Origin of the sequence: Mesorhizobium sp. M1396 (assembly GCF_040317725.1) — a bacterium.
In the GTDB taxonomy this organism is placed as follows: domain Bacteria; phylum Pseudomonadota; class Alphaproteobacteria; order Rhizobiales; family Rhizobiaceae; genus Mesorhizobium.
In genome coordinates, this window is record NZ_JAMYLA010000053.1 from 12905 (window position 1) to 36277 (window position 23373).

Here is a 23373-nt window from a genome sequence, read left to right on the forward strand (position 1 = left end):
TTTCCGGAGGTCGTCCAGATGGTTCGCCCGATAACGCTCAACAAGCCGCCGGTCCAGCCGCAGAAGGTCAATGCAACGGCAAACACCGAGCAGATAGCGCGGCTGGAGGCGCAGGCGGCGAAACTCCGGGAGCAGATCAGGCTCGCCAACAGGATGGGCGAGCGCGACTGGTCGGCGCAGGCCCGTCAGGAACTGGCGCAGGTGAACACGCAGCTGAGTTCCCTTCAGCCGCCGCCTGTCGCGGCTCCGGCGGCGCCGGGCATCAACCTCGTGAACGCTGGCACCGGCACGCCCGGCAACGGCACGACGGTGACGCCGGCGCTCTATGTGCGGACTGATCTCGCGGCACCCACGCTGGCGCCGGTCAAACTTGACGGAAGCAAGCCCGACGACAACGCCGCGGAAGCGACGACTGCCCGCAACATCGTTAACGACGTCACCGGCGGCAAGAGCATCGACCAGATCGCGTCTGCCCGCGGCATGACGCGCGACCAGGTCATCGCCGCGCTCCGGTCTGGCGGCATGACCGTGTCGACCACCGATCCGAATAGCGATGTGCAGACGACGAAAATCACGGATGCCAGCGGCCGCACCGTCACGCAATATTACGACTACCAGCACGACAGCTACTATACGAGCGTCGAGCAACCCAACGGAACCGCGACCACCACGCCGGTCCGGGATGGGCTCGGGCGCAAGGAAACCAGCAGCTACAATGCCGACACCGGCGCCATAACGACACGTTACGAAGACGACCTCGGTTCGGGCACCGTCACCGAGCGGACGTCGCTGCCCAACGGTGCTTCGGTGGAAACGGTGACGCCGGGCGCCGGCCCGTCGCTTCCCGTGACCACGGTCACCGGTCCAGACGGCCGCAAGACCATATTGGCGGCCGCGCAGGATCCCGGCGGGACAAGCACGCAGAATATCAAGGACGGTCTGGCGGACGGCAAAAGCATCGAGCAGATCGCGCGGGACAACGGCCGCACCAGCGAGCAGGTGATCGCCGAACTGCAGGCCGCCGGCTATCAGGTCAAGACGCAGGCAGCGGCAAGCGGCAACGGCGACGTGCAGTCGGTCGAAATCGTCGATCCGCACAGCGGCAACAAGACCGTCTACTCGCACGACTATCAGCACGACGAACGCACCGTCGTGACCACGGCGGACGGCAAGGAAACGTCGCAGTCCGTCGATGGCAACGGCAAGACCCGCAACAGTGTACGCAACACCAAGACCGGCGAAACCACGACCACCATCGTCGATCCGAAAACAGGGACCGAGACCAAGATCGTCACCGACAAGGACGGCCGCGTGACGACGACCACCACCGAGAAGATCAACGGCGGCAAACCCGTCGAGTACGAGGTCAAACCCGACGACAACCTGACCCTGGTCGCGCGGCAACATGGCGTGACACTGGATGATCTCAGGCGGACGAATCCGGAACTTTTCAGCTCGTCCCGCGACCCGGACACCATCCATCCGGGCGAAAAAATCACCATCGAAAACGGGACGCGCACGACGGTGGAGGTCAGCTTCAACGGCTATACGCTGACCACCAGGCCCGATGGCAGTCTGACGCTGCACAACAACACCACCGGCATCGACCTGAAGATCGAGGCAGGAAGCACGCAGGCCTCCCTGGCCAGGACGCTATTGGCGGTGAACCCCAACAGCAGCAATTCCGAGGAGGCAAAGGAGGGCCAGGTCGTGAAGACCTTTGTCGAAGGGCTGTTGGCCGGTGAGACCTTGCCCAGCCTCATCGACGCTGCGGAGAAAGCCGGACAGGACAAACAGGCTCTGATCGACAAATACGGTCTGGGCACGGCCGCCAAGCCCAAGCTGGATGGGCTGAACAGGGTTGTCGATCCGTTCGGCGATCCGCCACAGGGCAACGCACCTTCCGGAGGGAAGTGGACGCCGATGAAGATCGACGGCGTCTGGACCTGGGTCGATCCCCAGGTCGCCCAGGCCATCATTGACGAGAACATCGCCCTGTCGCGCATCACCGAGACGCGAGCCCTGGCCGGCCAGCAGCAGGAGCAGTTCAACGTCGATATGCTCGATCCCGCCTACAAGGATGCGGTCGATGGCGCGCAGACCATCATAAACAAGGCATTGGCGCCTCACGGCCTGCAATGGACTGCGCAGAAACCGAAGGGCACGCTCGCCGATGCGCGGGAGCGGCTGACCAAGGCCAACACCTTGCTGCAGAACGCACGGGATGCCCGCGGCGAATATGAGAATGCCGGACGCGTCCTCAAAGATGCCATCGCCGGGCAGAGCACGCTGACGCCGCTGGGTGATCCCAATGCAACAGCCGTCGGCCCTGTCAACGGCCCGAACCGGTATACGGAACACGCTCAGGGTGTCGCCGAGCATGCAGCCGTCGACAAGCTGTTTTCCGAGGTCGGCCTGCATCTGAGCAAGGGCGACAAGCTCACCATCGATTTCCTGGTGGGGAAGGCCGAACTGGACGGCGTCCCCACGGACTCGAAGGAATACAAGGACCTGAAGGCGCTGCAGACGACAGCAGGCAGTCAGCTCGAACTGGCGCAGGCCTACCAGAACTACTTCGACGCTCATACCACTGCCGCACAGGTCGGCGCGCAGCAGACGGATCTCGAGCAAAAGCTGCTTGTCCAGTATCTTGGCGAACAGAAGTTCGACCCGAACGAGGAATACAACCGGTATAGCGGCGACTACCTGGGTCACTACAAGACCTCGACGCTCGAAGTCCGTGATGGCCAGCTCTGGGTCGTCAACCATTTCGACAAAGGAACGACAGAGCAGCAGCTCACCTACAGTCTGAACGACAAGAACGTCAGGGACGAATACCGGGACCGCCAGCTCAACAAGGACTGGCAACAGCTTCTGAGCGGTTCGACGGAGAAGGTGTGCACCGCCAACGGCCTGGAAACCGCGAAGGCCGGCGAGGCGCAAGCGGCAAAGAATCTGAACGATGTCCTAGACAAGCAGCTCGGCAACAGCATCACCGACCTGAAAACGAAGCTGACGAGCCTGCAGACCAACTTCAACAATGCGCTGACGCAACACGGGCCTGGGGCGGTCGATGCGCCCCAAGGGACGCTGCCCGATGGCGTGCAGCCGGTCGAAATCGATGTCGGCGGACAGACGATCAAGGTGGCGCCGGAGGTTGCCCAGAAATACAACCAGATAGGGATCGATGCGCTGACCCAGGGCGGCAAGGCAATCTGGATCGACCTGGACACACACGATGACGATCATGGTGGCCGCTGGGTCGACCCCGAACTGGCGGTCTCCAAGCTCAAGCTTGATGCGACAAGGGCTGAGATAACGCAGGCCGAGGATCTGCGCAGGGTGGTGCAGGGGTTCAGCGATTACCATGAGCTTCGGCTCAGCGATCCCTCGCTCTTGGCCGACCGCAACGGCACGGTGGACAAGACCTATCTGGACGAACATCAGCAACAGACGCTCGACGGCATCTATCAGCCGAAGTTCCAGCAGCTGCTCGACAGCGGCTACGACAACGAGTTCCGGGAACAACCTGGTACGACCCTCGACGACACGGTCGCCAGGACGTTCGGCCTGGATCGTTCGACCGATGATGGCCGCGAGGCGATCGACAATGTGACGGAGGAGATCCGCGATATTGGCGGCGACAATCCGTATGTGCGCAGAGTACCGATCTTCTACGTCGACGACGAGGTCGGGACGCAGCAGGTCACGCTCTTTGCCGTGCGCGACGGAGACGGCAACACTCGCTATGTCGACGCAACCGGCAAGAAGTTCGACGACCTCGGCGATTTCCAGGACAACAACAGCCAGTTTGGTGAGAACGGCAAGCTCGTCGTTCCCAAAGGACTGGAGATGAAGGCGGGAGACGACGGCAAGATCGCGCTTGAAGTGGTGAAGGCGCGCAACGTCTCGGTCTGGGACAAGGTTGTCGATCCGCTGGTTGGCATTGGGACCGGCATCGCCACTATCCTGTCGTTCACGCCGGCCGCGCCGATCGCGGCACCGCTGGCCTATACGGGGGCTGCCTATCTCGGAACCCGAGCGGTCATAAACCAGGTCAACCATCTGGAACATGGCGGCGAGTGGGACGATAGAGAGTCACTGATGAACATCGCCAGCGCGGCGACCACGGTTCTGCCCATGGCATCCAGCGGCCTGCGCACCATTGGCATGGCGGGAAAGGAAATGACCGCTCTCCAGGCCTTCCGCGGCAGCATAGGCGCAACACGGTCTGGCTCTTCCCTGGCGCTCGAAACCCGCAGCTACATGCAATCGACCGCCGGCCTGAACAAGGCGGCGTGGGGAATGGATGTCGGCTCGGTGATTGTCGGCGCACCCTTACTGGCGACCTCTGCCTACGATCTTGCCGTCAACGGAGACCAGATGAATGGTCTCCAGCTTGCCAATGCGCTTACGGGTCTTGGCACCGGGGTCACCGGTACCGGCCTCGGCATCCACGGCCTGCGTACGTTGCGGCCGGGAACGGGCACGCAGGCGAGCTCCAATGGTCCGGACGCCAGTCCGCCACCGGTCAGCGACGGACCACACCAGCAGCCGCCTGGCGGCAACGGACCGCGGCAATTGCCGCCGGCGCCGGAGCCCGGTTCCTCGGGGCGCCCAATGAATGTCTATGAGATCGGTGCCGACGGCGTTTACAGGCCGACCGGGAAGCAGGTCTTCCACGACCCCAGCCATCCGGTGATACCTGGAGACGTGATCAAGGCCGATGACGGCAGCGGCGATGGTTCGACAATGCAGCCGGGCCACGATCCTCAGGGGTCGACCCCGCCTGGTACTGCCCATCCCGCCGATGGCGATCCCATCATCGTACCGGGCAAGCCGACAGGACAAGACGGAACGGTGCGCCTCGTCTGGGACCCGGAGACACGCAGCTTTGCCAGCACGCCCGGACACGACACGAGCGAGTATGTCTACACCAGCGGCAAGGATCCGAGGACGCCCTCGGCCTATCTCGACGGCTTGACCGTCGAACAGCTTGTGACCCGCTACGAGCAGGAGAAGGGTTATTATTCCAGCCGCGAAATGGCCGAGCGCTATGGCCCGGACGGCGTCCAGATACCGCGCACGCCACTTCGCGACATCCTGCCGGACTTCCGCGTCGGCGTCACCTTCCGGGCCCGGCTGAACACCGGAGATGCATTCGGGATCGGCTCGCCGACAATTGCGGCCGTCGGCTTCGGTGTCGGAACCAAGACCGATTTCGGCATGATCGGATGGTCGATCGTCGACAGCGTCGGCCAACGCAGCCTGACGCCGTTCAAGGACGCGCTCGGCACCCAGGGCGTCGTATCCTACCGGGCACGCGAATACAGGAACATCACAAGCCTCCAGGCCGGCGTATGGCCGGTGTCCAACCAGACGGCCTTCCCGGTCCGCAGCAGCGATCTGTCGGCGGCTGCGAGCAAGGCGATATTCAGCGATGCGACCGGCTATGACGCCAAGCCAGTGGATGCCGCCATCGTCGGGATGACGCCGGATGGCGAAGGCACCGTGATCGAGATGGCCTACACGCCTTCGCTCGATGGCAAGGAGGTCACGCTCGCACCCGGCCAGCACGATTTCTTTGGTGTGCCGGCGGAAAACAGCTCCGGCCATGTCACGCTGCAAGGCGCGCTTCCGTTCGACCGTGTCATGACCGAGACGAAGGCCGGCATACGCCTGCCGATCGTGGCCAATCATGTCGCGGCGGTGGACCAGATGCCGCGCGTCGGCTTCGAGAAGCGCCCGGAACTGTCCGTCAAGGACACGCTCCAGCCGGGCGACATTGTGTCGACGCAGGCATACGACCAGATCCAATCCGCTCTCGGCTCGACAAGCCTGAAGATCCAGTTCGCGGTCAAGGATCCGGCGAAGGCGTCCGAACTCATCGCAGCCATCGGCCAGGGCGATGGCATCCGCTCGATCCGTGACCTCGTCAAGGCCGGCCAGATCGATCCGTCGAACACGGTTTCTCTGGTTGACGAACCGACGCTGAGCGGGTTGCGGCTGTCGGCCATACCGGGCAAGGCGCCCACCGCGGACATCGTTTTGCTGACCGGCGAGAAGGCTCGAATTGTAAATCCCGAGGCGATGCTGGTCGACGTCATCTTCAACGATCACAACAGGCTGCCTGGCGTACTGGGGTTCAATCCCGACCGGATGGTCACGTCCGCGACCTACAAGGTGAAATCGACAGTACAATCATGGCTTCCGGCGCGCTTCCAACCCGACGGATCACCGCAGTCCCGCTACATGCCGAGCGCGGGCAACATCTATAAGAACCTCTACGGTTCGCATGGCACCCCGGCCACGCGCTACACGCTTTCACTGTCGACCCATCCTCTGCCTGCTGGAGCGTTGACTTTCAGCGCCGAGGTGAGAATCCAATACAAGTCCAAGGCGGCCAGCATCGCGTCTTCGATCGCCGAGAACGAAACCGCGACACTGACCTTCAATCGGGCCGACGGGCAAACTGAGGAATTGACGATCCCCGCCTGGCTCGCCCACGCGGTAGAAACCTCGCGCGACGGCTCGGCGACAGGCATTCCGAAGGGCGGCAAGGCCTCTTTGGAGCAGTTCCTCGGCGAACTGGAAAACGCAAGGCCCGACCAGCGCGCGGCGATCGAGCAGTTCCGGACGGAATTCGGTTCGTCGATCGTGGATGGCGGGTTCATGCGCCAGAACGTTGCCGATGGCGTGCTGACCTTCCTCTCCTCGCAAGTGGGCAGCCGCCGAAACGGCCCGATTCAGATAAGGGACGAGCACGGTCAATCCGTGACCGCCACCCGATATGGACCGCTGCCAAAGAGCGCGGAGAATGTCTATGTGCCGCCAGCCGACGGACAACCAGCGCGCGGCGACGAAACGGAACTGATGCACAAATCGCATATTCTGTTCCGCGATCCGGAGACCGGAGAGGCATACGTCCTGCCATGGGTGCGCGGCGCCTCCGAGGACCATGTGCCGGGCAGTCAGGGACGGCCGGAGGGCGAAACGGTGCCGCCGGCGGCAACGCCAGCCAGGAAGGCCATCGAGGCGGCGCCTCCGACGACCCACTCGCTGCAACAGGTCCGCAACATGCGGCAGCCCGAGAAATGGAAGGCCGGCGAGATCTATACGCGCGAACTCAATGGGTCGCCTGGAGAAGTGCATTTTCCGGTCGATGCCAACCCGGGTGGGCCCCACCCCGTCTCAGGCGTGGGTGGGCGATACGTGGATTCGCCTGTCTTTAAGAGCGACGACGTGATCGAGGCAATCGAGGTCAAGACCTATCATCGCTGGACGACGATCAACGGTGTCGCGCAGATGCGTGAAGTGCCGCTCACGCCGAAATTGCAGGAGCAAATCAACAAGGATGTGGCGCTGCGGAACGAGAACCCGGGTTATCAGCCGCGCTGGGTTTTCCTCGATGCGCCGCCTTCCGCGGACTTGCAGCGGGCGCTCGACGATGCGGGAATTGTCGGCAACATCTTCGGACACAACAAGCCCGCCACGGCAGCACCGCAACCCCAATCCGCAACGGCCGGAACCGGTTCGGGCCGAACCATGCAGCTCAAGGACGAGAGCGGCAAGGTGATCACCGCGACAATGTTGGGCACCGAGCCGAGGGGCCCGCAACAGGTTTATGTGCCGCCTTCCGACCGGCCTCGCGCGCCGGCCGATGCACCGGAGTTGGCGGACAAGACGCACATACTGGTGTACGACCCCGACACCGGCGAAGCCGTCGTGCTGCCATGGATACGCGGTGCTTCCGGCGGCCACGTGCTCACCCGAGATGGCGTCAGGGCGACGCCGCTTGACCAGGTGCCGGATCTCGTCATGGGCGATTTCCAGCCGAACCAGATTCCCTGGCTCAAGCGTGAGCAGGTGGCCGAACTGACGGAACAGCAGTTCCGCGACTTGGATCAGGCCGGCTTGCTGCCTTCTCTGACCAGGAGCCAACTGCGGGGTATCCCGAAGGCAAAGATAGGCCAGGTCAACATCGCGGGCCTCGACGGGAAACAGATTCCTTGGCTGACCGAGGGCCACATCCGGAACATGACCGGCCAGCAGTTCCAAGATCTCGGCAAAGCCGGTTTGACGCCTCAACTGACGAAACCACAGTTGCAGGCGATCAAAGGAGACTTGGTCGAGTTCGTCGACGTGTCGAAGTTGGAAGCGCGCCAGGTTCCTTGGTTCAAGCCCGGCCAGGTCGCGAAGTTCACGTCACAGCAATTCAAGGACGTGGGCGAGGCCGGATTGCTGAAGAACCTAACCGAGCGCCAGGTTCAGGCGATCCCCGAAACCATGGTCGGTTCCGTGGACGTGGCGAAGCTCGATCCCAAGCAGGTGCCGTGGCTGACCGAGAAGCAGATCCCGGTGTTGACCCGCGATCAATGGGGCGCCTTCACGATCCACCACACCGAAGCGCTGACCCAGCCGCAAATCGAAGCGGTGACACCAAAACAGTTCGAGGAAATGAGCCCCGGCCAGTTCCGCAAGTTCACGCTTGAGCAGTTCGAGTGGATGAGCGGGGATCACATGAACGGCCTCTCCGTGCTGCAACTGACGACCTATCGGGCAACCCATAAAAAGGCGATGACGCCGGAGCAAGCGAGCAGCGTCGATCTGGCGCTGAGCCATGCCAGGATACGGGAAAACGCTCAGGCGCTCGCCACCTTTGGCGGCATGTCGACCACCTCCTACATGCTGTGGACTTCGTTGCCGCCAACTTGGACCGCCACCGCAAGTGGGGTGGCATTTGGCGTGCGAGGCTTCGTTTTCGGCGCGCAGGCGCTCTTCCCCAACGCAACCGCGGGTCACAAGCCGTTCGGGCGATTCCTCAACGCGCTCGGCGGAGCCACATTCATAGCCGCGGCGCCAGGTGCCGCGACCGGGATGATCCAGGGTAAGGATCTTGTCGTCAACAGCACGTTTACGCTCGGCAACATCGTCTATGGCACGAAGTCGATGCTGCAGTCGTTCACAGGCAGACCGGTGATCCGAAACCTGGCCGAACATCTGGCTGGACCAGGATATGTGCTTGGCTGCGCCGTCTATACGCTGCATTCCTGGCCGGCGCCGATCGCAACAGTCGCCGGCACCATGTTCACGTTCGGCTGCGCGGAATTCTGGGCGTCGGCCATAAGGACGGACCGAATGAATAGCCGTTCGGTACCGCGAACCGATGCCGATATCGCGGCGGCGGAAAAGTCCGACAAAAGATGGACCGCATGGGATCGGTGGACCCTGGGCATCACCTTCGGCGTTGGAATGCTTCTCTTCTCGCTGGACTCCCTGCTCGCGGAGCCTTGGGAGGGCGCGAAGACGGCCCCTCCACCCGATCCGAAAAAACCGGATGGCGATCCCTCGTCCCAGCGACCCGATGATCCTTCGGATGTTCCAGGTGGGACGCAAACCCTGCCAGAGACCTTTCCGCAACTTGTCGTGCAAGCGGATGACGGCCTGAATTTGCGGACCCAGCCCGACGGGCATTCGGCCGTGGCGACGGTTCTGCAACCCGGCACATTCGTCGAACAGACCGCGAAGCCTTCGACCGATCCTTCGGGAGAAGCCTGGATACCCGTCGAAGGTTTCGGACCGGACGGCGAAATGCATAGCGGCTGGGTCTCCGGCGACTATGTCGAGATTCACCCCAAGGGCAGCAGCAATTCCGAGGGCCGCACGAATCCAACACTGGAGAAGAATGGCTATCAGTGGGTCGACGTCAAGAACGGCGACTCTATCCGCCTGATCGCCAGGACCCATTCAGCGGATGTGGCGGAGACGGTGGTGCTCAACATGGATCATATCCTGAGTCCGGACATGATTTTCTCAGGCGACCGCATCTACCTGCCGGTCACGTCGGTCGGCTGAGGAACTGCCGGCCCAATCTAGCGCCCGTCAGCAGGCTGCGCCTTGCCGCTTCTCGCGGCATAGGCGTGCGCGACGCAGGCAGCCAGCTTCGCCGCCCGCTCCGCTATCGCATTGGATGGTTCGGAAGAATAGGAGGCGGTAAACTGCAGGTCGGACGGGTGCCATTCGCAGTCGACAATGCGCAGTGTGCCGCTTGCGGTATAGTCCCGGACGACTTCCTCGGGGAGCGAGGCTATCCCGATACCGTTGAGAGTCATCTTGATGGAGGCCGCCAGCGAATTGGCCGGAAAGATACGCGGCGTCTCTTCCAGTTCACTGGTGAGCTTGCGGTAAAGTTCGCTGTAGGGTCTGGTGGTGCGCGCGTAGCTGATGATCGGAAACTGCATCAGATCATTCAGCGTCAGCTTGCTTCGGTTGGCCAATTTCAATCGCGGCGAACAGACCCAGACGAGCGGAAAGGATGGCAGCTCGATGTTCTCGATGCTGTACTCTAGAATCGGGCCCATCAGCACTGCAAGATCGAGCCTGTGGGACATGAGTTCGTTGCGAAGGGTCGTCGTCGCATCAACGACGATATCCGTATCGACGAGCGGGTAGTTTGCTTGCAATTCCTTCAGGAAATCCGGAAGCCAGGTGTGCACGATGGATTCGGCAACCCCGAGCCGAAGCACCCCTGCCGTCTCTGAGAGAGAGTTGGCCGCGAGTTGCAGCCGTTCCGCTACGCGCAGGACCCGTTGAGCAGGTGGCAGCAGCCTTTGTCCCTCGGCGGTCAGCCTGACGGTGCTGCTGTGCCGTTCGAACAGCCTGGCGCCCAGCGCTTCTTCCAGGCCGGCAATTCGGGTGGATACCGCCGGCTGCGTCGTGTTCAGGCGTTCCGCTGCCTTTCGAAAGCTTCCGAAAGTGGCGACCAGGAGAAAGGTTTCGAGCTGCTTGATGTTGAAAGGGATCACGATTCAATGCCGGACAATAATCTGAGCTCCAATCTTTACGCGGTCATATAGATCGATAACGTCTTCATTGGTCATGCGGATGCATCCGGAGGAGTTGGCCTGTCCGACGGTCCGTGGCTGGTTGGTGCCGTGGACGCGATAAAGCGTATTTCCGATATACAGGGCGCGGGCGCCAGGCAGCATTCCTTCGTCTGACGTCTGGTCAGCAGCAGAAGGGGAGACCAGCACATTTCTCGCCTGATCGTAAGTCCAGCTTCTAGGGTCATAAGCGCTGTTTGATTGGGGCCTGCGCCGCCATGGCGGCAACCAGCGTGGCAGCAACAAAGGCTGCCGCAGCCAGTCTCCGGCTGAGACGTGGGCCGGACAGCATACTGCCTCCCGCTATGCTGGCGGAAACGAACACGTTCGCGAGCAGGGCCCTGTTTGCCACCACCGACACCTTTCTGCATCCAGGCGTTGAACAGTGGATCACACATGGGTCCCGCCTGATTCCAGCGCGCACCATATCGCTTTGTTTGTCGTTCGCAACATTTGGCACAGCAAGTTAATGCGTAGTCCAAATGGACTTCCAATTTTCCAGTGTGCGCGATAGAGTGAGACCGGCGGGCAAACCATGAAGCGAGCGACGCGGGCAACACTCGTGGGTCGCTTGCAATAGGACCAAAATTGACGGGACGCGGTATCTGCCATGCGGATCGGTTGTCGGGAGCCAGGGCTGCCTTTGTCGCCTGCGGCCTGGCGATGGTTCTGGCGTTCGGCCTTGCCTCGCAGCGCGCGTATGCCGCCGAACCGCGCTGGCCTCCTGGCCCCTACAAATACATCACGGTCGACCAGTCAGTGGCAGACGCGCTGGTCGAGCTTGGCCGCAACATGCGGGTGCCGATGCGTGTAAGCAAGCTTGTAAAGGGGCGCCTGAGTGCCGGCATGCCTGTTGGAACGGCCCACGAGTTTCTGGAAGAGATTTGCAATCGGTACGGGCTGGTCTGGCATTTCGACGGCATTGTCATGAACGTGGCAACCGAAGCCGAAATCCAGACGGAAATGATCCCGCTTGATGCAAACACGGTTGCCGGCGCCGAAGATCGGCTTTCACGGCTGGGCGTCATCGATCCGAGGTTTCCGGTAAAGGTTTCCAAGCAAGACGATGTCGTCTCGGTATCGGGGCCGCCCTCCTACATCGAACTGGTCAGGAAAACGCTCGGGGTTCCCGCGGCAACGGGCACGAAGCCGGAGCCGGGCAAGGTTGTTTCGGTCCGCGTTTTCCGCGGCAGGCAGGTGGAGGCGTATGATGTCCCCTCCGCCAACAAGGACTAGGGAACGGGAGGCAGGTTCATGCAGATCGCACCGATTGGAGCCCTGGAGGCTATGCTTGCAAACTTGACCACCAGCATAAGCTCGCAACAGCAGATCACCGCTGGCGCCGCGGCGCAGCCTGGCAACCGGATGGTCGGTGCCAAGCAGGAAAAGCACGACGCCGTGAAGGTCAACACACCTGAGCGCGGTGATGTCGCCTCACGGTCGGGTCAGCAGGTGGCGCAAGCATCGTCCGGTGCCAATCCGGCAATGGCTGGGCAATCCTCCAAACCGGATAGGACGGAGCCGATCGTCGAACGCCAACTCTTCGACTATCTGGCCGAGACCGAGAAGGCAGGGGGCGGGGCGTTCACGGATCCGTCGGCGCTGTTCGGTTCGGCCGTTCGGTCGCTGGACGGAACCATGCAACAGGTCCAGAAAGCACTCGGCCAGGCGAACGCTCCCGCGAACGCCGAGACAGCCGCCACGCAGGACATTGCGGGCAAGCCAGCGCCGCCCGGCAAGGAAGCCGAAAATTCCCCGGCAAAGAATGCCGAGCAACTCCTCGAACGGTCCATTTCGGTGATGTGGGCAGCCGCCAATCTCGAGGTCGTGACGAGCAGCGTGACGGCCGTCACGTCGTCCACCAGCACGCTGATCAAACAACAGTAAATGCCGCGGAGTGTTTCGTGCCGACGCTAACCTTGCCGTGGCGGTCAACGCTATTGAATCGATACGGCGCCCGTTGGCGCGTCGCTCTCGTTGTCATGGGTATGCTCGTACTGCAAGCGTGCTCTGTGGAGCTCTATTCCAACCTCAGCCAGCGGCAGGCCAATGAGATCGTGGCTACGCTGGTGCGCCACGGGATTCCGGCGCAACGCGAGACCGGCAAGGACGGCAAGATGACGGTTTCCGTAGAGAAGGGCCGCTTCGCCGAGGCCATGGCGATTCTCGACGAAAGCGGCTTGCCCAAACAGGAATTCCAAACGCTCGGCGAGGTGTTCAAGAGAGGTGGGATTGTATCCTCGCCGGCGGAAGAGCGGGCGACGATGATCTATGGCCTGAGCCAGGAACTGTCGCAGACCATCTCGGATATCGACGGCGTGCTTTCCGCGCGTGTTCATCTCGTCTTGCCCGAAAACGATCCGCTGAGACAGCAGCTGGTGCCGTCGTCCGCCTCCGTCTTCATCCGGCATCGCGCATCGGTTCCGATGAATGAGCTGATTCCGCAGGTCAAGATGCTGGTGGCCAAGGGTGTCGCCGGACTGACCTATGACAATGTCTCCGTCACCCTCATTCCGGTGACCGCGACGGCCCCGGAACAGGGAACCGGCGAGGCGGGCCTCACGAGCTTCCTCGGCCTCTGGATGCATCCGGACAGCGTTGCCGCCGCGATGGGGCTGTTTTACGGCATGGCGGCGGCCATATTCGCGCTGGCTGCCCGCCTGGCCTACCTGCAGTGGTCCCGACAGCCAGGCGTCTATGCGCTCGATGCTTCGACAATGCCTGTGAAGAAGACATGACCGAGACCCGCTCGACGCAAACCGCCAGCCCGGAGTGGCAGGCATTCGTGTCCAACCCCGCATCCTATGTCGATGCGGCAAGGCTCGCGGAATGCCTTGACGGTACGATCGGCGAGGCTGCCTGCGAGCGCATGCTGCAGTCGCAACGCCTGCATGAACGATTGTCAAAGCTTTTGATAGAGCGTCATAGGCTCTCTTCAGCAGTCGAAGAGCCGGCCGACGAGGTCGATCGAGCGATCGCTCTGTCCTCTGGCGAGGAGTTGGAGGAACTTGCGCTTCGCGCCGGCGCGATCTACTGGGCCGGCAGTCTGGCCGCTGTCATTGTTGGACGCGAAGCGGTCGCGTGGCAGGCAGCGCTTGGCGCGGATCTCTGCGCTTTCGCGGTCGCCAATCGCGATCTGGCCGGTCCGATACAGCGGTTGGAGCCCCTGGAGGACATTTACGGCCGTGTCTATGCCGACGGCCTGCGTTGCCTTGGCGCTTGGTGTCAGGCGATGCCTGGCGATACGAGCATGCGGGTGCGCCTCAAGCTGGTGTCGCACGAGCTTGTCGACCAGACGGCAGCCGAACCCTTTGCCGAGGCCGGTCCAGCGATTGTTCGACGAGCGATGGGCTAGGCGGGATGATCGAACCGGGCAAAGCGACCGATGCCGTGCCGAGGCGCCCTTTCGCCCGGATCCTGCGCGCCGCCGAGGTGCGCGCCCTGCAGGACGGTCATGCCGTTCTCGATGAAGCAAGGCGCGATGCGCAGCAGTTGCGTGGCGCTGCCCGGCGAGCCTATGCGGCTGAATATGCGCAGGGCTATGAAGACGGCAAGGCGCAAGGCGATGCGGACGCCACGCGGTTGATAAGCGAGACAGCGGTCAAGGTGGATCGCTATTTTGGCGGGCTGGAAGCCGAAGTCATCAGCCTGGCCCTCGATGTCGTCAGGCGAATGCTTGGAGAATTCGACGTCAGCACGCTTGTCGCGAAGGCCGCAAGTCAGGCTGTGACTGAAATTCGCCGCGCCAAATATCTGAAAGTCCGCGTTCATCCCGCTTCCGTGGACAGGGTTCGCGATGAGCTGGACGCGGTCTTGCGCGAGGGTGATCTGGGCATGACGGTCGAGATTGACGCGGATGACGCATTGGCAACCGGCGCCTGCGTCGTTTCGACTGACTTTGCCGTCGTCGATGCGAGCATCGACGCGCAGCTCCAAGCCATGGCTGCCGCGATTGCGTCAAAGGCGGAGGTTCCATGACACAGCCCGCTGTCGATATCGAAAGCCGTCTGGCGTCTATCATTCCGAACCTGCGTTCCGCCCTCCGCGACGATGCAAGCCGGCCGAGGAAGGGGCGTGTTAAGCGGGTCACCGGCACGGTTATCCATGCAACCATGGAGGAGGCCCGGATCGGCGAGATATGCGAACTGGTCGATCCCAGGACCGGCAAGACGACCAAGGCGGAAGTCGTGGGCCTCATGGACGAAATGGCGATCCTCGTTCCGCTTGGCGATCTGACCGGTCTTTCAAGCCTGACCGAGGTGGTTGCGACCGGAAAGGACCAGCGAGTGCCCGTCGGACCCGGCCTGCTTGGTCGGGTCATCAGCGCGCTCGGCGAGCCACTGGATGGCAAACCGCTTTCGCCGGACGGCATTACCGGCAGCTATCCGGTCAACGCCTATCCGCCATCCCCGCTCGAGCGCAGCTTGATTTCCGAGCCAATCCAGCTTGGAATCCGCGCCCTCGACGGGCTGCTCACCTGCGCGCGTGGGCAGCGCGTCGGCATCTTCGGTGAACCTGGCGTCGGCAAGTCGATCCTGCTTTCCGACATTGTCAGCGGCACCGATGCCGATGTTGCCGTGGTCGCCCTTGTCGGAGAGCGCGGACGTGAAGTGCGCGAGTTCCTCGAACATCAGCTTGGACCGGCAGGGCGGCAGCGGGCAATCGTCGTCGTCGCGACATCCGACCGGCCTGCCATCGAGCGCGTCAAGGCCGCCTATGTGGCGACCAGCATTGCGGAATATTTTCGGGACCAGGGCAAGCATGTGCTGCTTGCGATGGACAACATCACGCGGTTTGCCCGCGCGCAGCGCGAGATTGGCCTGGCCTCGGGCGAGACACCGACGCGTCGCGGTTTTCCGTCTTCGCTGTTCGCGGTCTTGCCGCGCCTGCTCGAGCGCTCGGGCCCCGGCCGCGTCGGTTCCATCACGAGCCTCTACAGCGTTCTCCTGGAAGGCGACGGCACACTGGATCCTGTCGCCGAGGAAATTCAGGCGCTGCTCGATGGCCACGTCTTCCTGTCGAACGAACTCGCGCAGCGGAACCACTTCCCGGCCATCGACGTCTTGCGCAGCCGAAGCCGTCTCATGGACGCGGTTGTACCGCCGGCACATCGGTCCGACGCCAGCCACCTGCGTGAGCTGCTTGCCCGCTACGCCGACATCGAACTTCTCCTGCGGGTCGGTGAATACGAAAAGGGCAGCGATGCCGTGGCGGACGAGGCAGTGGCGAAGATCGATGTCATCAAAGCCTTTCTGCGTCAGGCGTCCGCCACACACGAGAGCATCGAGAAGACACGCCAACTCATGCGGGAAATCGTCGATGAAAGACCGTGACATGATCGCTCGATTGCGCGACCTCAGACGCCGCCGGGAAGAACGCGCGAAGGAAGGCGTGATCAGAAGGCACGCCGCCGCGCACCGGGCCACCAGGGAAGCTCAGGAGGCGGCCGCCGCCGTCACGCAGCACCTCCAGCGCACGGTTGACGCCGAAGATGCGGCGTTCGGTTCGCTTGTCGGACAACCGGTAAAGGCCGCCAGCCTGCATCGGCTCCAGGGACGGTTCGAAATCGCCGCCAGAAAAACCGCGCAGCTGCGTGAAAACGAGAGGATGGCCGGCGTCGCCGAGGAGCGTCGGAAAGTGGAGTTGTCGGCAGCGCGCAACGATCATCGTGCGAGCGTGAAGGCGGTGACAAAGCTGGATGGACTGCTGGAGCATCTGTCCAAACGCAGCGCGCGTCGTCGCCTGGCTCTTTCCGAGCTTGTCGAGGAGGAGGAACGCGGTCCGCGGCACTTGCCCGCGGAACGATAGCCCAATCCGTGATCGTGGATATGGATGTGGACATGGAAGTGTGATGCCTCAAGCCTTGGCGTCGGCAAAAACGAAAGCGCTGGGAAAACCGAAGAAACGCACTGCCGGACTGCCGGTCGTGGGCGAACGGCTGACGCTCGAATCCGTCCCGGCCGTGGACGTCGGGGCATTGAACGCCTTTTACCGCCGTCGCGCTCCCGCGCAGATCACCATCGCGGGGAAGGCAATGACGATCGCTGCGGTCTGGCCGGCGGCGAACCCCGCGGACCAGCGGCTGTGCACGATTGCGTTCACCGTCGCAGGCAAGGTCGCCAAATTGCGCCTGCCGCTTTCTCTGGTCGAACGAGCCTTCGCCAAGGCGGACGAGCTGGTCGACATGAAACGACTGGCGCCCATGCACGCCGCACTGCTGCTGGAATCCGCATTCGAAGAAGACCTCGAAAGGATCGAGGGCAAGCTGGGTGAGAGGATCGCGCTCACCTCGGTCGAACGAAGAGATACGGTCTCGGAGCAAATCTCGCTCGCTTTTGTCATGGCCGGCAACGACGAGACGATAGACTGCGTGCTGAACACGACGGACGCCGGCCTGGCGGTGCGGATCGGCCGCCTTCTCGACGAGATCGGCAAAACGAGGCCGCCGATTCCGGCCGAATTCCCGCTGTCGGTCTGCCTTCGGCGTGGCGCGCTGACGATCACCCTTGGCGAGCTTCAAAGCCTGCAGCCTGGCGATGTGGTGCTTTTCAGGGATGCGGAGGAAGAACGCATGGCGGCACTCATCATTGCCGAGCGCCTTTATGCGCCGGTGAGCTTGACTGCCGATGGGCCGCAATTGCTTGCCGCGCCGACCGCAATCGCCGGATCGAATTGGGAGTGGACCATGAACCAGAACACGCCGCCGCCAGCCGGCCAGACATTGGAAGAGTCGACTCTGGACGAGTTGCCGGTCGCGCTTGCCTTCGAGATCGGCCGCATGGCAATGCCTCTTGGGGACGTAAGACAGCTTGCGCCCGGCGCTATCGTTGCACTCACCGATGTAACGGAGCAGACCGTCGACATCATCGCCAACAGCAAGCGCGTCGGTCGTGGCGAGATCGTGCGGATTGGGGAAAACCTGGGCGTGCGGATCGTCCGTATGTTCGACAATGCTTGAGAATTCGCCCAACCTGCTTGGGATTCTGATCGCTGTCGGCTTCGTCGGATTGCTGCCGCTGGCAGTCGTCACGATGACGGGCTTCCTGAAAATTTCGGTGGTGCTGTTTCTCGTCCGCAATGCGCTTGGCGTCCAGCAGATGCCGCCCAATCTGGTGCTTTACGGCATAGCGCTCGTGCTCACGGTCTACGTCACCACGCCGATGCTGAGCGAGATGTCGGGCCGGCTTCAGGAAGGGCAGGTTCAGTTCCAGACGACGGACGACCTCGCCAGGGCAGCGCAACTGGTCAGGGAACCATTGCAGCGGCATCTCATGAAATTCACCCAGCCGCAAGAGCGGCAGTTCTTTCTTGACGGCACCACTCGCCTGTGGCCGGAACAAGCGCGGCAGAACCTCAAGGACGACGACCTCTCGATCCTTGTTCCGGCCTTTGTCGCATCCGAACTTACCCGTGCCTTCGAGATCGGCTTCCTGCTTTATCTCCCTTTCCTCATCATCGATATCGTTGTTGCGAATGTCCTGATGACGCTCGGCATGATCATGGTCTCGCCGGTTCTCATCTCGATCCCGCTGAAACTGTTCCTTTTCGTCGCCATTGATGGCTGGTCGCGGCTGATGCATGGCCTCATCCTGAGTTACGTCTGACACCGCTGGGGTTCGCATGAGCAATGACTTCATCCTGGCGAAGGTCCAAAGCGCGCTTCTGACGGTGCTGCTCGTGTCCAGTCCGGCGATCATCGCGGCGCTTGCCGTCGGCATCCTTGTCGGCCTTGCCCAGGCGCTGACGCAGATCCAGGACCAGTCGCTGCCGCAGACGATCAAGCTCGTCGTGATCCTGTTGGTCATCATCGTCTTCGGTCCGCTGCTTGGCCAGCAGATCGCGGAGCAGGCCTCGACGGCGCTGGACGAATTCCCCGTCGTCACGCGCTGAGGCGGGCGGATGCCGGTCGAACCACTCTTCGCCTCTGTCAAAGAGCTGCAGTTTTATCTTCTGGCCGGCGCTTTCGCGCTCGCACGCCTGACCGGTTTCATGCTCCTGATGCCGCTCTTTTCGCGTGTGCCGCTATCCGGGCTTCTGCGCAACGGCGTGGCTCTCGCGCTGGCGGTTCCGGTCTTCCCGATGATCGTGACCAAACTGACGACCACCGATATCGCGACAACGATGATCGTCCTGTACATTCTCAAGGAGGTCGTTGTCGGGGTGACGCTCGGGCTCGCAATGGGCATACCGTTCTGGGCGGCGGAAGCCGCTGGTGATATCCTGGACCTGCAGCGCGGTTCCACGATGGGGACCCTGATCGATCCGATGATGACCCATGAGACGAGTGCCACCGGCACTTTGCTGGCCGTCATCATGATTGCGATCTATCTGGCGGCCGGGGGCTTGCAGCTTTCCCTGACCAGCCTCTACGATAGCTACGGCCTCTGGCCGATCGACCAACTCCTGCCTGTGTTCAGCAAGGATGCAGCCGGGATATTTCTCGATCTCCTCACCCGCATCCTGGTGATGGCGCTGACCCTTGTGTTCCCAGTCGTCATCAGCATGCTCCTGTCCGACATTGTGCTGGCTTTCCTGGCGCGCGCCTCGCCGCACCTGAATGTTTTTGCCCTGTCGCTGGTCGTCAAGACGTTGGTGTTCAGCCTCGTCCTTGTCCTCTACGCGGCTTTCCTGCTCTTCTATATGAACCGGGACCTCGGCTTCCTACATGAAGCAGGTCGACGGATAGAAGCAATCGGCTGCCGCAGCTGTCAATGAGTACAAAAACTCCATGAGCAGATCCTAATAATAACAGAAGCCTCCATTGGTCGACCAATAAATACAATTTATCGACGAGGGAAGATTCTGATAATTTGACAAGCGGGCAACGCGTCGATGATCTTACGCGCTCTCGACGTGTCTCTGAACATACATATGCCCGGAAGCCATGGCTCGCCAGACCACTTCATTGTTCTATGACAATTTGCGACTGGTCGATGCAGATAGGCTGCGCAAACTGGTTAGAATGGGCGCTTATGAAGGATATACGGGAGGGCTTGCGCGCGGTAAGCTGCAGGCCAATATTGTGATTGTGCCCCGCAGTTTTGCCGGGGATTTCCATCGGTTTTGCGTCCGCAATCCGAAACCCTGTCCTTTGGTGGGCGTCACCCGTGCCGGCAGCCCGTTGCTCCCAGCCTTGGGCGATATCGATATTCGCACCGATGCACCCCAGTATAACATCTATTGCTTCGGGGAGATGATCCGTCGGAAAACCGACATCATCGACCTGTGGCGGGATGATTTCGCCGCTTTTGCGCTCGGCAGTTCGCTTACCGTCGAGGCGGCACTTGCCGAAAAGGGCGTGAAGCTCCGTCGCTTCGGCTTCGGAAAGACTTCCCCCAAGTTTAGAACCAGGATCGAGACGTTCCAGGTCGGACCGTTTGGTGGCGAAATGGTCGTCTCCATGCGCCCGATAAGACATTGCGACGTCGACAAGGTTCGCGCCCTGACCGCAGGTTTTCCGCATGCGCACGGCTCCCCCATCCATGTCGGGGAGCCGGCGACCATCGGGATACGAGATTTGATGGCTCCCGACTGGGGCGATGCGGTCGAACTCAGGGAAGGGGAGGTCCCTGTATTCTGGGCCAGCAGCCTGACCGCTCAAGACGCTCTTGCGCGTGCCGAACTCGCGATCTCGATCACGGTGTCGCCGGGCCATATGCTGATCACCGACGTAGATGCACAAGCCGGCGCGCGTCTCGGAGCCAGCTTGGCGCATACGGGCGTGCAAATGGACGGGTTTTGGACTCGCGACGATGCTCTGGACCCACAATGACTATTAATATTTGCAACGAAGAGCGGCCGCAATTGGAGCGGGTGACGGCACTTTTCGAGACGGTTTGGACGCGCCATCGAACGCCACAAGGTGGAAAAATCGCTGATTGGTCTCGATAGTCGGTAGGCGTTAGCGTAGTCCGGAGCGCTACGGCGTATTTTTCCGCACAAAAGACAACGATTTTCGGCATCTCGTTCACTACCGATTCTGCATCATCAACTGAAGTCTTCGATTGCGTAAGTCCGATACGTTCGGCAGTCTGCTCGTCTGGGCAGGATTTCAAAGCAATCTGAAGTTGTTGGCTCAATCTGTGGGCGATCGGCCAATTGATCTCGAACCAAATGGCGCCTGTCGTCTCAGGGCGCGGTGGCGTCCGAAACCAGAGCGGCGTGCCGAGGGACTGGAACGGCGGCCGGATTCCGCTCTGTCCTGGGCAGGGGACCAGCCGCCTGTCGGCGGTGCGCGTCGCGAAATCTTCCATTCGACCCTGGCTAGGCGTGGGGTGGGAGTTGGGACCCGCTAGCCTTTGCCCGCAGCCAGTCCGAGACGCGATAGTACCGTAACATCGCGGCGGGAGCGAACGACATGAAGAAGGGTGCCCGCCGGAGTGGTTCGAGCTTCAGCGACAGGTCTTTTTCAGGGACGCCCTTCGCCCATTCGCCGAGTATGCCGCCGAGCATGCTTCCGGTCGGCACGCCGCGACCGGACAGTCCTGTCAGTGCGACGACGCCCGGCGCGAGCTCATAGAATCGTGGGATGGTGCGCTGCTGCATATCCAGTTCGCCGAACCAGAAATATTCCCATCTCAACTCGCTGCTGAGCTGCGGATGGAGCCAGCGCAGCCGATCAGACATGAGGCGGTGTGTGAACGCCATGTCCCTTCCGCGACGGCCCATCGGGAACATCGAGGCGACGATGCGTCCCTCGGCATTGTACTTGTAGACAAAGATGTCGCCGCGGCCGTCATGCATCGTCGTGTTGCGCGGCAGGATGGTTTGGCGTTCGCTGGCCGTCAGCGGCTGGCTAGCGGCGACGAACACACTCTGGATCTTGTAAGTCTGGTCGAGGCCGGGCCATCCGTCGACGGTGTAGGCGCCAGTCGCAAAGATGACCTTATCGGCGACAACGGTTCCTTCGCCGGCGTGCACTGCCCAGGCACCATCCTGCCGCACGACGTCGCGGACCGGCGATCCCGTGTGGATTGCGCCACCTTCCTGCATGACGGCACCGGCCAGGCCTCTTGCGTATCTCAATGGATTGAGGTGACCAGCCTCGGAATGAAACCAGCCGCCATGATATCGCGGGCCGCCGGTGATTTCCTCGGTCGCCTGTCTGTCGAGCACCCGCGTCTTGGCGCCGACGGCATTATACTGCTGCGCCTTTACCTCGAGCTTGGCGATGGCGCCTGGCGTCAGCGCGCCCATGACGTAGCCATTCTGCTGCCATTCGCAATCGATGCCGTAACGCTCGATCATCCCTGCGACTTGTCCGTTGGCTCCTGTCTGCCGGGCGATCAGCCTTTCCGCCCACGGCTCGCCCAGCATGGCACGCAGTTCGGGCAGGCTGTAATGGGTGAAGGTTGGCGTACAGTGGCCGGCATTGCGCCCCGAGCCGCCGAACCCGATCTCCTGGGCTTCGAGCAGAACGACGTCAATGCCGTCACGGGCGAGATCGAGTGCGGTGGTCAACCCGGTGTATCCGCCGCCGATGATGCAGACGTCCGCCCGCCTGCGTCCTTGCAGTGGGCTGGTCTCTGGCGGCGGCGGCGCGGTCGCATACCAGAGCGAGACTTCAAACGGTGAAAACCTTGCCATTCCGGGCGGCTTCACAGCATGTCGCTTCGTGCGTCGAGCGCATCGCGCAACCCGTCGCCGATGAAGTTGAAACTGGTGACTGCCAGGGTGATGGCGGCACCGGGAACGATTGCCAACCACGGCGCGCTGTCGAGATACTGCTGGGCGCCGTTCAGCATGTTGCCCCAACTCGGCAGCGGAGGCTGGATGCCGTAGCCGAGGAAGCTGACATAGGCTTCCAGAAGGATGGCGCGGGCAACGGTAAGCGTGGCCGCGACGATGATCGGGCCGATCGCATTGGGCAGCAGTTCGCGAAACATGATGTGGCTGTTGCTGAGCCCGAGCATGCGGGCGGCGACCACGAAGTCGCGTTCGCGCAGCGATCGCACTTCCGCCTCGACGATGCGCGCGATTTCCATCCAGCTCGTTGCCGCGATGATCAGAGTGATCATGATCGGGCTCGGCTTGATGAAGGCCGCCATCGCCAGCAGTAGGAAGATGTTGGGAAAGGACAGCATCGCGTCGACGAAACGCATCAGCACCGTGCCGATGCGGCCGCCGAAGAAGCCGGCAGCGATCCCGAGCACGGTTCCAAAGACCGTGCTGATGACCATCGCAGCGAAGCCGACCAGGAGCGAAATGCGTCCGGCCATGAAGAGGCGCGCCGCGATGTCGCGGCCGAGCGGATCGGTGCCGAAGAAATGATAGCCCGTGAACGGCGGCGAGAACCGGCCACGCAGATCGATGTAGAGATCGTCAAAGGGCAGCAGCAAGGGGCCGAGGACGCAGGCCAGCACCAGAACGACGATCATCACCAGGCCGAACATCGCCAGTCGGTGACGGGCAAATCGGCGCACGGAGCGGCTTTGCCACCAGCGGTGCCTGGCGTGGGTGGGGATGAGGAAATCCGACTGGGTCATCTCTT

Annotated in this window: 17 protein-coding genes; 13 read left to right on the plus strand and 4 right to left on the minus strand. The window is 62.1% G+C overall.

All coding sequences use genetic code 11. From position 1 onward, the window contains the following. Positions 1-18 precede the first annotated feature (18 nt). Positions 19-9855: a LysM peptidoglycan-binding domain-containing protein gene (locus tag NKH02_RS27385; protein ID WP_352882825.1), complete on the plus strand. Its 9837-nt coding sequence runs from the start codon at positions 19-21 to the stop codon at positions 9853-9855. Positions 9856-9872: 17 nt separating this feature from the next. Here NKH02_RS27385 and NKH02_RS27390 read toward each other — a convergent pair whose 3' ends face one another. Both NKH02_RS27390 and NKH02_RS27395 read right to left on the minus strand, forming a co-directional pair. After that, positions 9873-10805 (minus strand): LysR family transcriptional regulator, encoded by a 933-nt coding sequence (locus tag NKH02_RS27390; RefSeq protein ID WP_352882826.1) that lies wholly within the window; start codon positions 10803-10805, stop codon positions 9873-9875. 3 nt (positions 10806-10808) lie between these two features. After that, complete coding sequence (locus NKH02_RS27395; protein ID WP_352882827.1) at positions 10809-11129, minus strand: L,D-transpeptidase; 321 nt, start codon at positions 11127-11129, stop codon at positions 10809-10811. 342 nt (positions 11130-11471) lie between these two features. Between NKH02_RS27395 and NKH02_RS27400 the strand changes: the two genes are divergently transcribed. The 12 genes from NKH02_RS27400 (at position 11472) to NKH02_RS27455 (ending at position 20655) form a co-directional block, all read left to right on the plus strand. After that, entirely contained in the window at positions 11472-12119 is a 648-nt protein-coding gene (locus NKH02_RS27400) for a type III secretion protein (protein ID WP_352882828.1), read from the plus strand. An 18-nt stretch (positions 12120-12137) separates the two neighbouring features. Beyond that, complete coding sequence (locus NKH02_RS27405) at positions 12138-12770, plus strand: hypothetical protein (RefSeq protein WP_352882829.1); 633 nt, start codon at positions 12138-12140, stop codon at positions 12768-12770. Further along, entirely contained in the window at positions 12686-13621 is a 936-nt protein-coding gene (gene sctJ, locus NKH02_RS27410; protein WP_352882830.1) for a type III secretion system inner membrane ring lipoprotein SctJ, read from the plus strand. The genes NKH02_RS27405 and sctJ overlap by 85 nt, the downstream gene beginning before the upstream one ends. Next, a complete protein-coding gene (locus NKH02_RS27415) occupies positions 13618-14238 on the plus strand; it encodes a SctK family type III secretion system sorting platform protein (RefSeq protein WP_352882831.1) in 621 nt (206 codons plus the stop codon). The genes sctJ and NKH02_RS27415 overlap by 4 nt, the downstream gene beginning before the upstream one ends. A gap of 5 nt (positions 14239-14243) precedes the next feature. Then, positions 14244-14861: a type III secretion system stator protein SctL gene (gene sctL, locus NKH02_RS27420; RefSeq protein ID WP_352882832.1), complete on the plus strand. Its 618-nt coding sequence runs from the start codon at positions 14244-14246 to the stop codon at positions 14859-14861. Beyond that, positions 14858-16216 carry a FliI/YscN family ATPase gene (locus NKH02_RS27425; RefSeq protein ID WP_352882834.1) on the plus strand — a complete coding sequence of 453 codons (1359 nt, stop codon included), beginning with the start codon at positions 14858-14860 and terminating at the stop codon, positions 16214-16216. Before sctL ends, NKH02_RS27425 begins: the two co-directional genes overlap by 4 nt. Further along, positions 16203-16691, plus strand: a complete 489-nt coding sequence (locus tag NKH02_RS27430) for a hypothetical protein (RefSeq protein WP_352882835.1) — start codon at positions 16203-16205, stop codon at positions 16689-16691. Before NKH02_RS27425 ends, NKH02_RS27430 begins: the two co-directional genes overlap by 14 nt. Before the next feature lie 43 nt (positions 16692-16734). Next, positions 16735-17841: a type III secretion system cytoplasmic ring protein SctQ gene (sctQ, locus tag NKH02_RS27435; RefSeq protein WP_352882837.1), complete on the plus strand. Its 1107-nt coding sequence runs from the start codon at positions 16735-16737 to the stop codon at positions 17839-17841. Then, on the plus strand, positions 17834-18487 hold the full coding sequence (gene sctR, locus NKH02_RS27440) for a type III secretion system export apparatus subunit SctR (protein WP_352882838.1): 654 nt from the start codon (positions 17834-17836) through the stop codon (positions 18485-18487). The genes sctQ and sctR overlap by 8 nt, the downstream gene beginning before the upstream one ends. 16 nt (positions 18488-18503) lie before the next feature. Further along, on the plus strand, positions 18504-18773 hold the full coding sequence (locus NKH02_RS27445; protein WP_352882839.1) for an EscS/YscS/HrcS family type III secretion system export apparatus protein: 270 nt from the start codon (positions 18504-18506) through the stop codon (positions 18771-18773). A gap of 9 nt (positions 18774-18782) precedes the next feature. Then, positions 18783-19598: a type III secretion system export apparatus subunit SctT gene (gene sctT / locus NKH02_RS27450; RefSeq protein WP_352882840.1), complete on the plus strand. Its 816-nt coding sequence runs from the start codon at positions 18783-18785 to the stop codon at positions 19596-19598. A 169-nt stretch (positions 19599-19767) separates the two neighbouring features. After that, positions 19768-20655: a D-glutamate cyclase family protein gene (locus tag NKH02_RS27455; protein ID WP_352882841.1), complete on the plus strand. Its 888-nt coding sequence runs from the start codon at positions 19768-19770 to the stop codon at positions 20653-20655. Between the two features lie 491 nt (positions 20656-21146). Here the strand turns inward: NKH02_RS27455 and NKH02_RS27460 are convergent, their stop codons facing one another. Next, entirely contained in the window at positions 21147-22469 is a 1323-nt protein-coding gene (locus NKH02_RS27460; protein WP_352882842.1) for an NAD(P)/FAD-dependent oxidoreductase, read from the minus strand. An 11-nt stretch (positions 22470-22480) separates the two neighbouring features. Then, the gene (locus tag NKH02_RS27465; RefSeq protein ID WP_352871567.1) at positions 22481-23368 is read right to left on the minus strand and encodes an ABC transporter permease; all 888 of its coding nucleotides are present in this window, start codon (positions 23366-23368) and stop codon (positions 22481-22483) included. Positions 23369-23373 lie beyond the last annotated feature (5 nt).

Coding starts and splice junctions, on each gene's coding strand:
- NKH02_RS27385 (WP_352882825.1), top strand. CDS start 19: ATGGTTCGCCCGATAACGCTCAACAAGCCGCCGGTCCAGCCGCAGAAG.
- NKH02_RS27405 (WP_352882829.1), top strand. CDS start 12,138: ATGCAGATCGCACCGATTGGAGCCCTGGAGGCTATGCTTGCAAACTTG.
- NKH02_RS27415 (WP_352882831.1), top strand. CDS start 13,618: ATGACCGAGACCCGCTCGACGCAAACCGCCAGCCCGGAGTGGCAGGCA.
- sctL (WP_352882832.1), top strand. CDS start 14,244: ATGATCGAACCGGGCAAAGCGACCGATGCCGTGCCGAGGCGCCCTTTC.
- NKH02_RS27425 (WP_352882834.1), top strand. CDS start 14,858: ATGACACAGCCCGCTGTCGATATCGAAAGCCGTCTGGCGTCTATCATT.
- NKH02_RS27430 (WP_352882835.1), top strand. CDS start 16,203: ATGAAAGACCGTGACATGATCGCTCGATTGCGCGACCTCAGACGCCGC.
- sctQ (WP_352882837.1), top strand. CDS start 16,735: ATGCCTCAAGCCTTGGCGTCGGCAAAAACGAAAGCGCTGGGAAAACCG.
- sctR (WP_352882838.1), top strand. CDS start 17,834: ATGCTTGAGAATTCGCCCAACCTGCTTGGGATTCTGATCGCTGTCGGC.
- NKH02_RS27445 (WP_352882839.1), top strand. CDS start 18,504: ATGAGCAATGACTTCATCCTGGCGAAGGTCCAAAGCGCGCTTCTGACG.
- sctT (WP_352882840.1), top strand. CDS start 18,783: ATGCCGGTCGAACCACTCTTCGCCTCTGTCAAAGAGCTGCAGTTTTAT.
- NKH02_RS27455 (WP_352882841.1), top strand. CDS start 19,768: ATGGCTCGCCAGACCACTTCATTGTTCTATGACAATTTGCGACTGGTC.
- NKH02_RS27460 (WP_352882842.1), bottom strand. CDS start 22,469: ATGGCAAGGTTTTCACCGTTTGAAGTCTCGCTCTGGTATGCGACCGCG.
- NKH02_RS27465 (WP_352871567.1), bottom strand. CDS start 23,368: ATGACCCAGTCGGATTTCCTCATCCCCACCCACGCCAGGCACCGCTGG.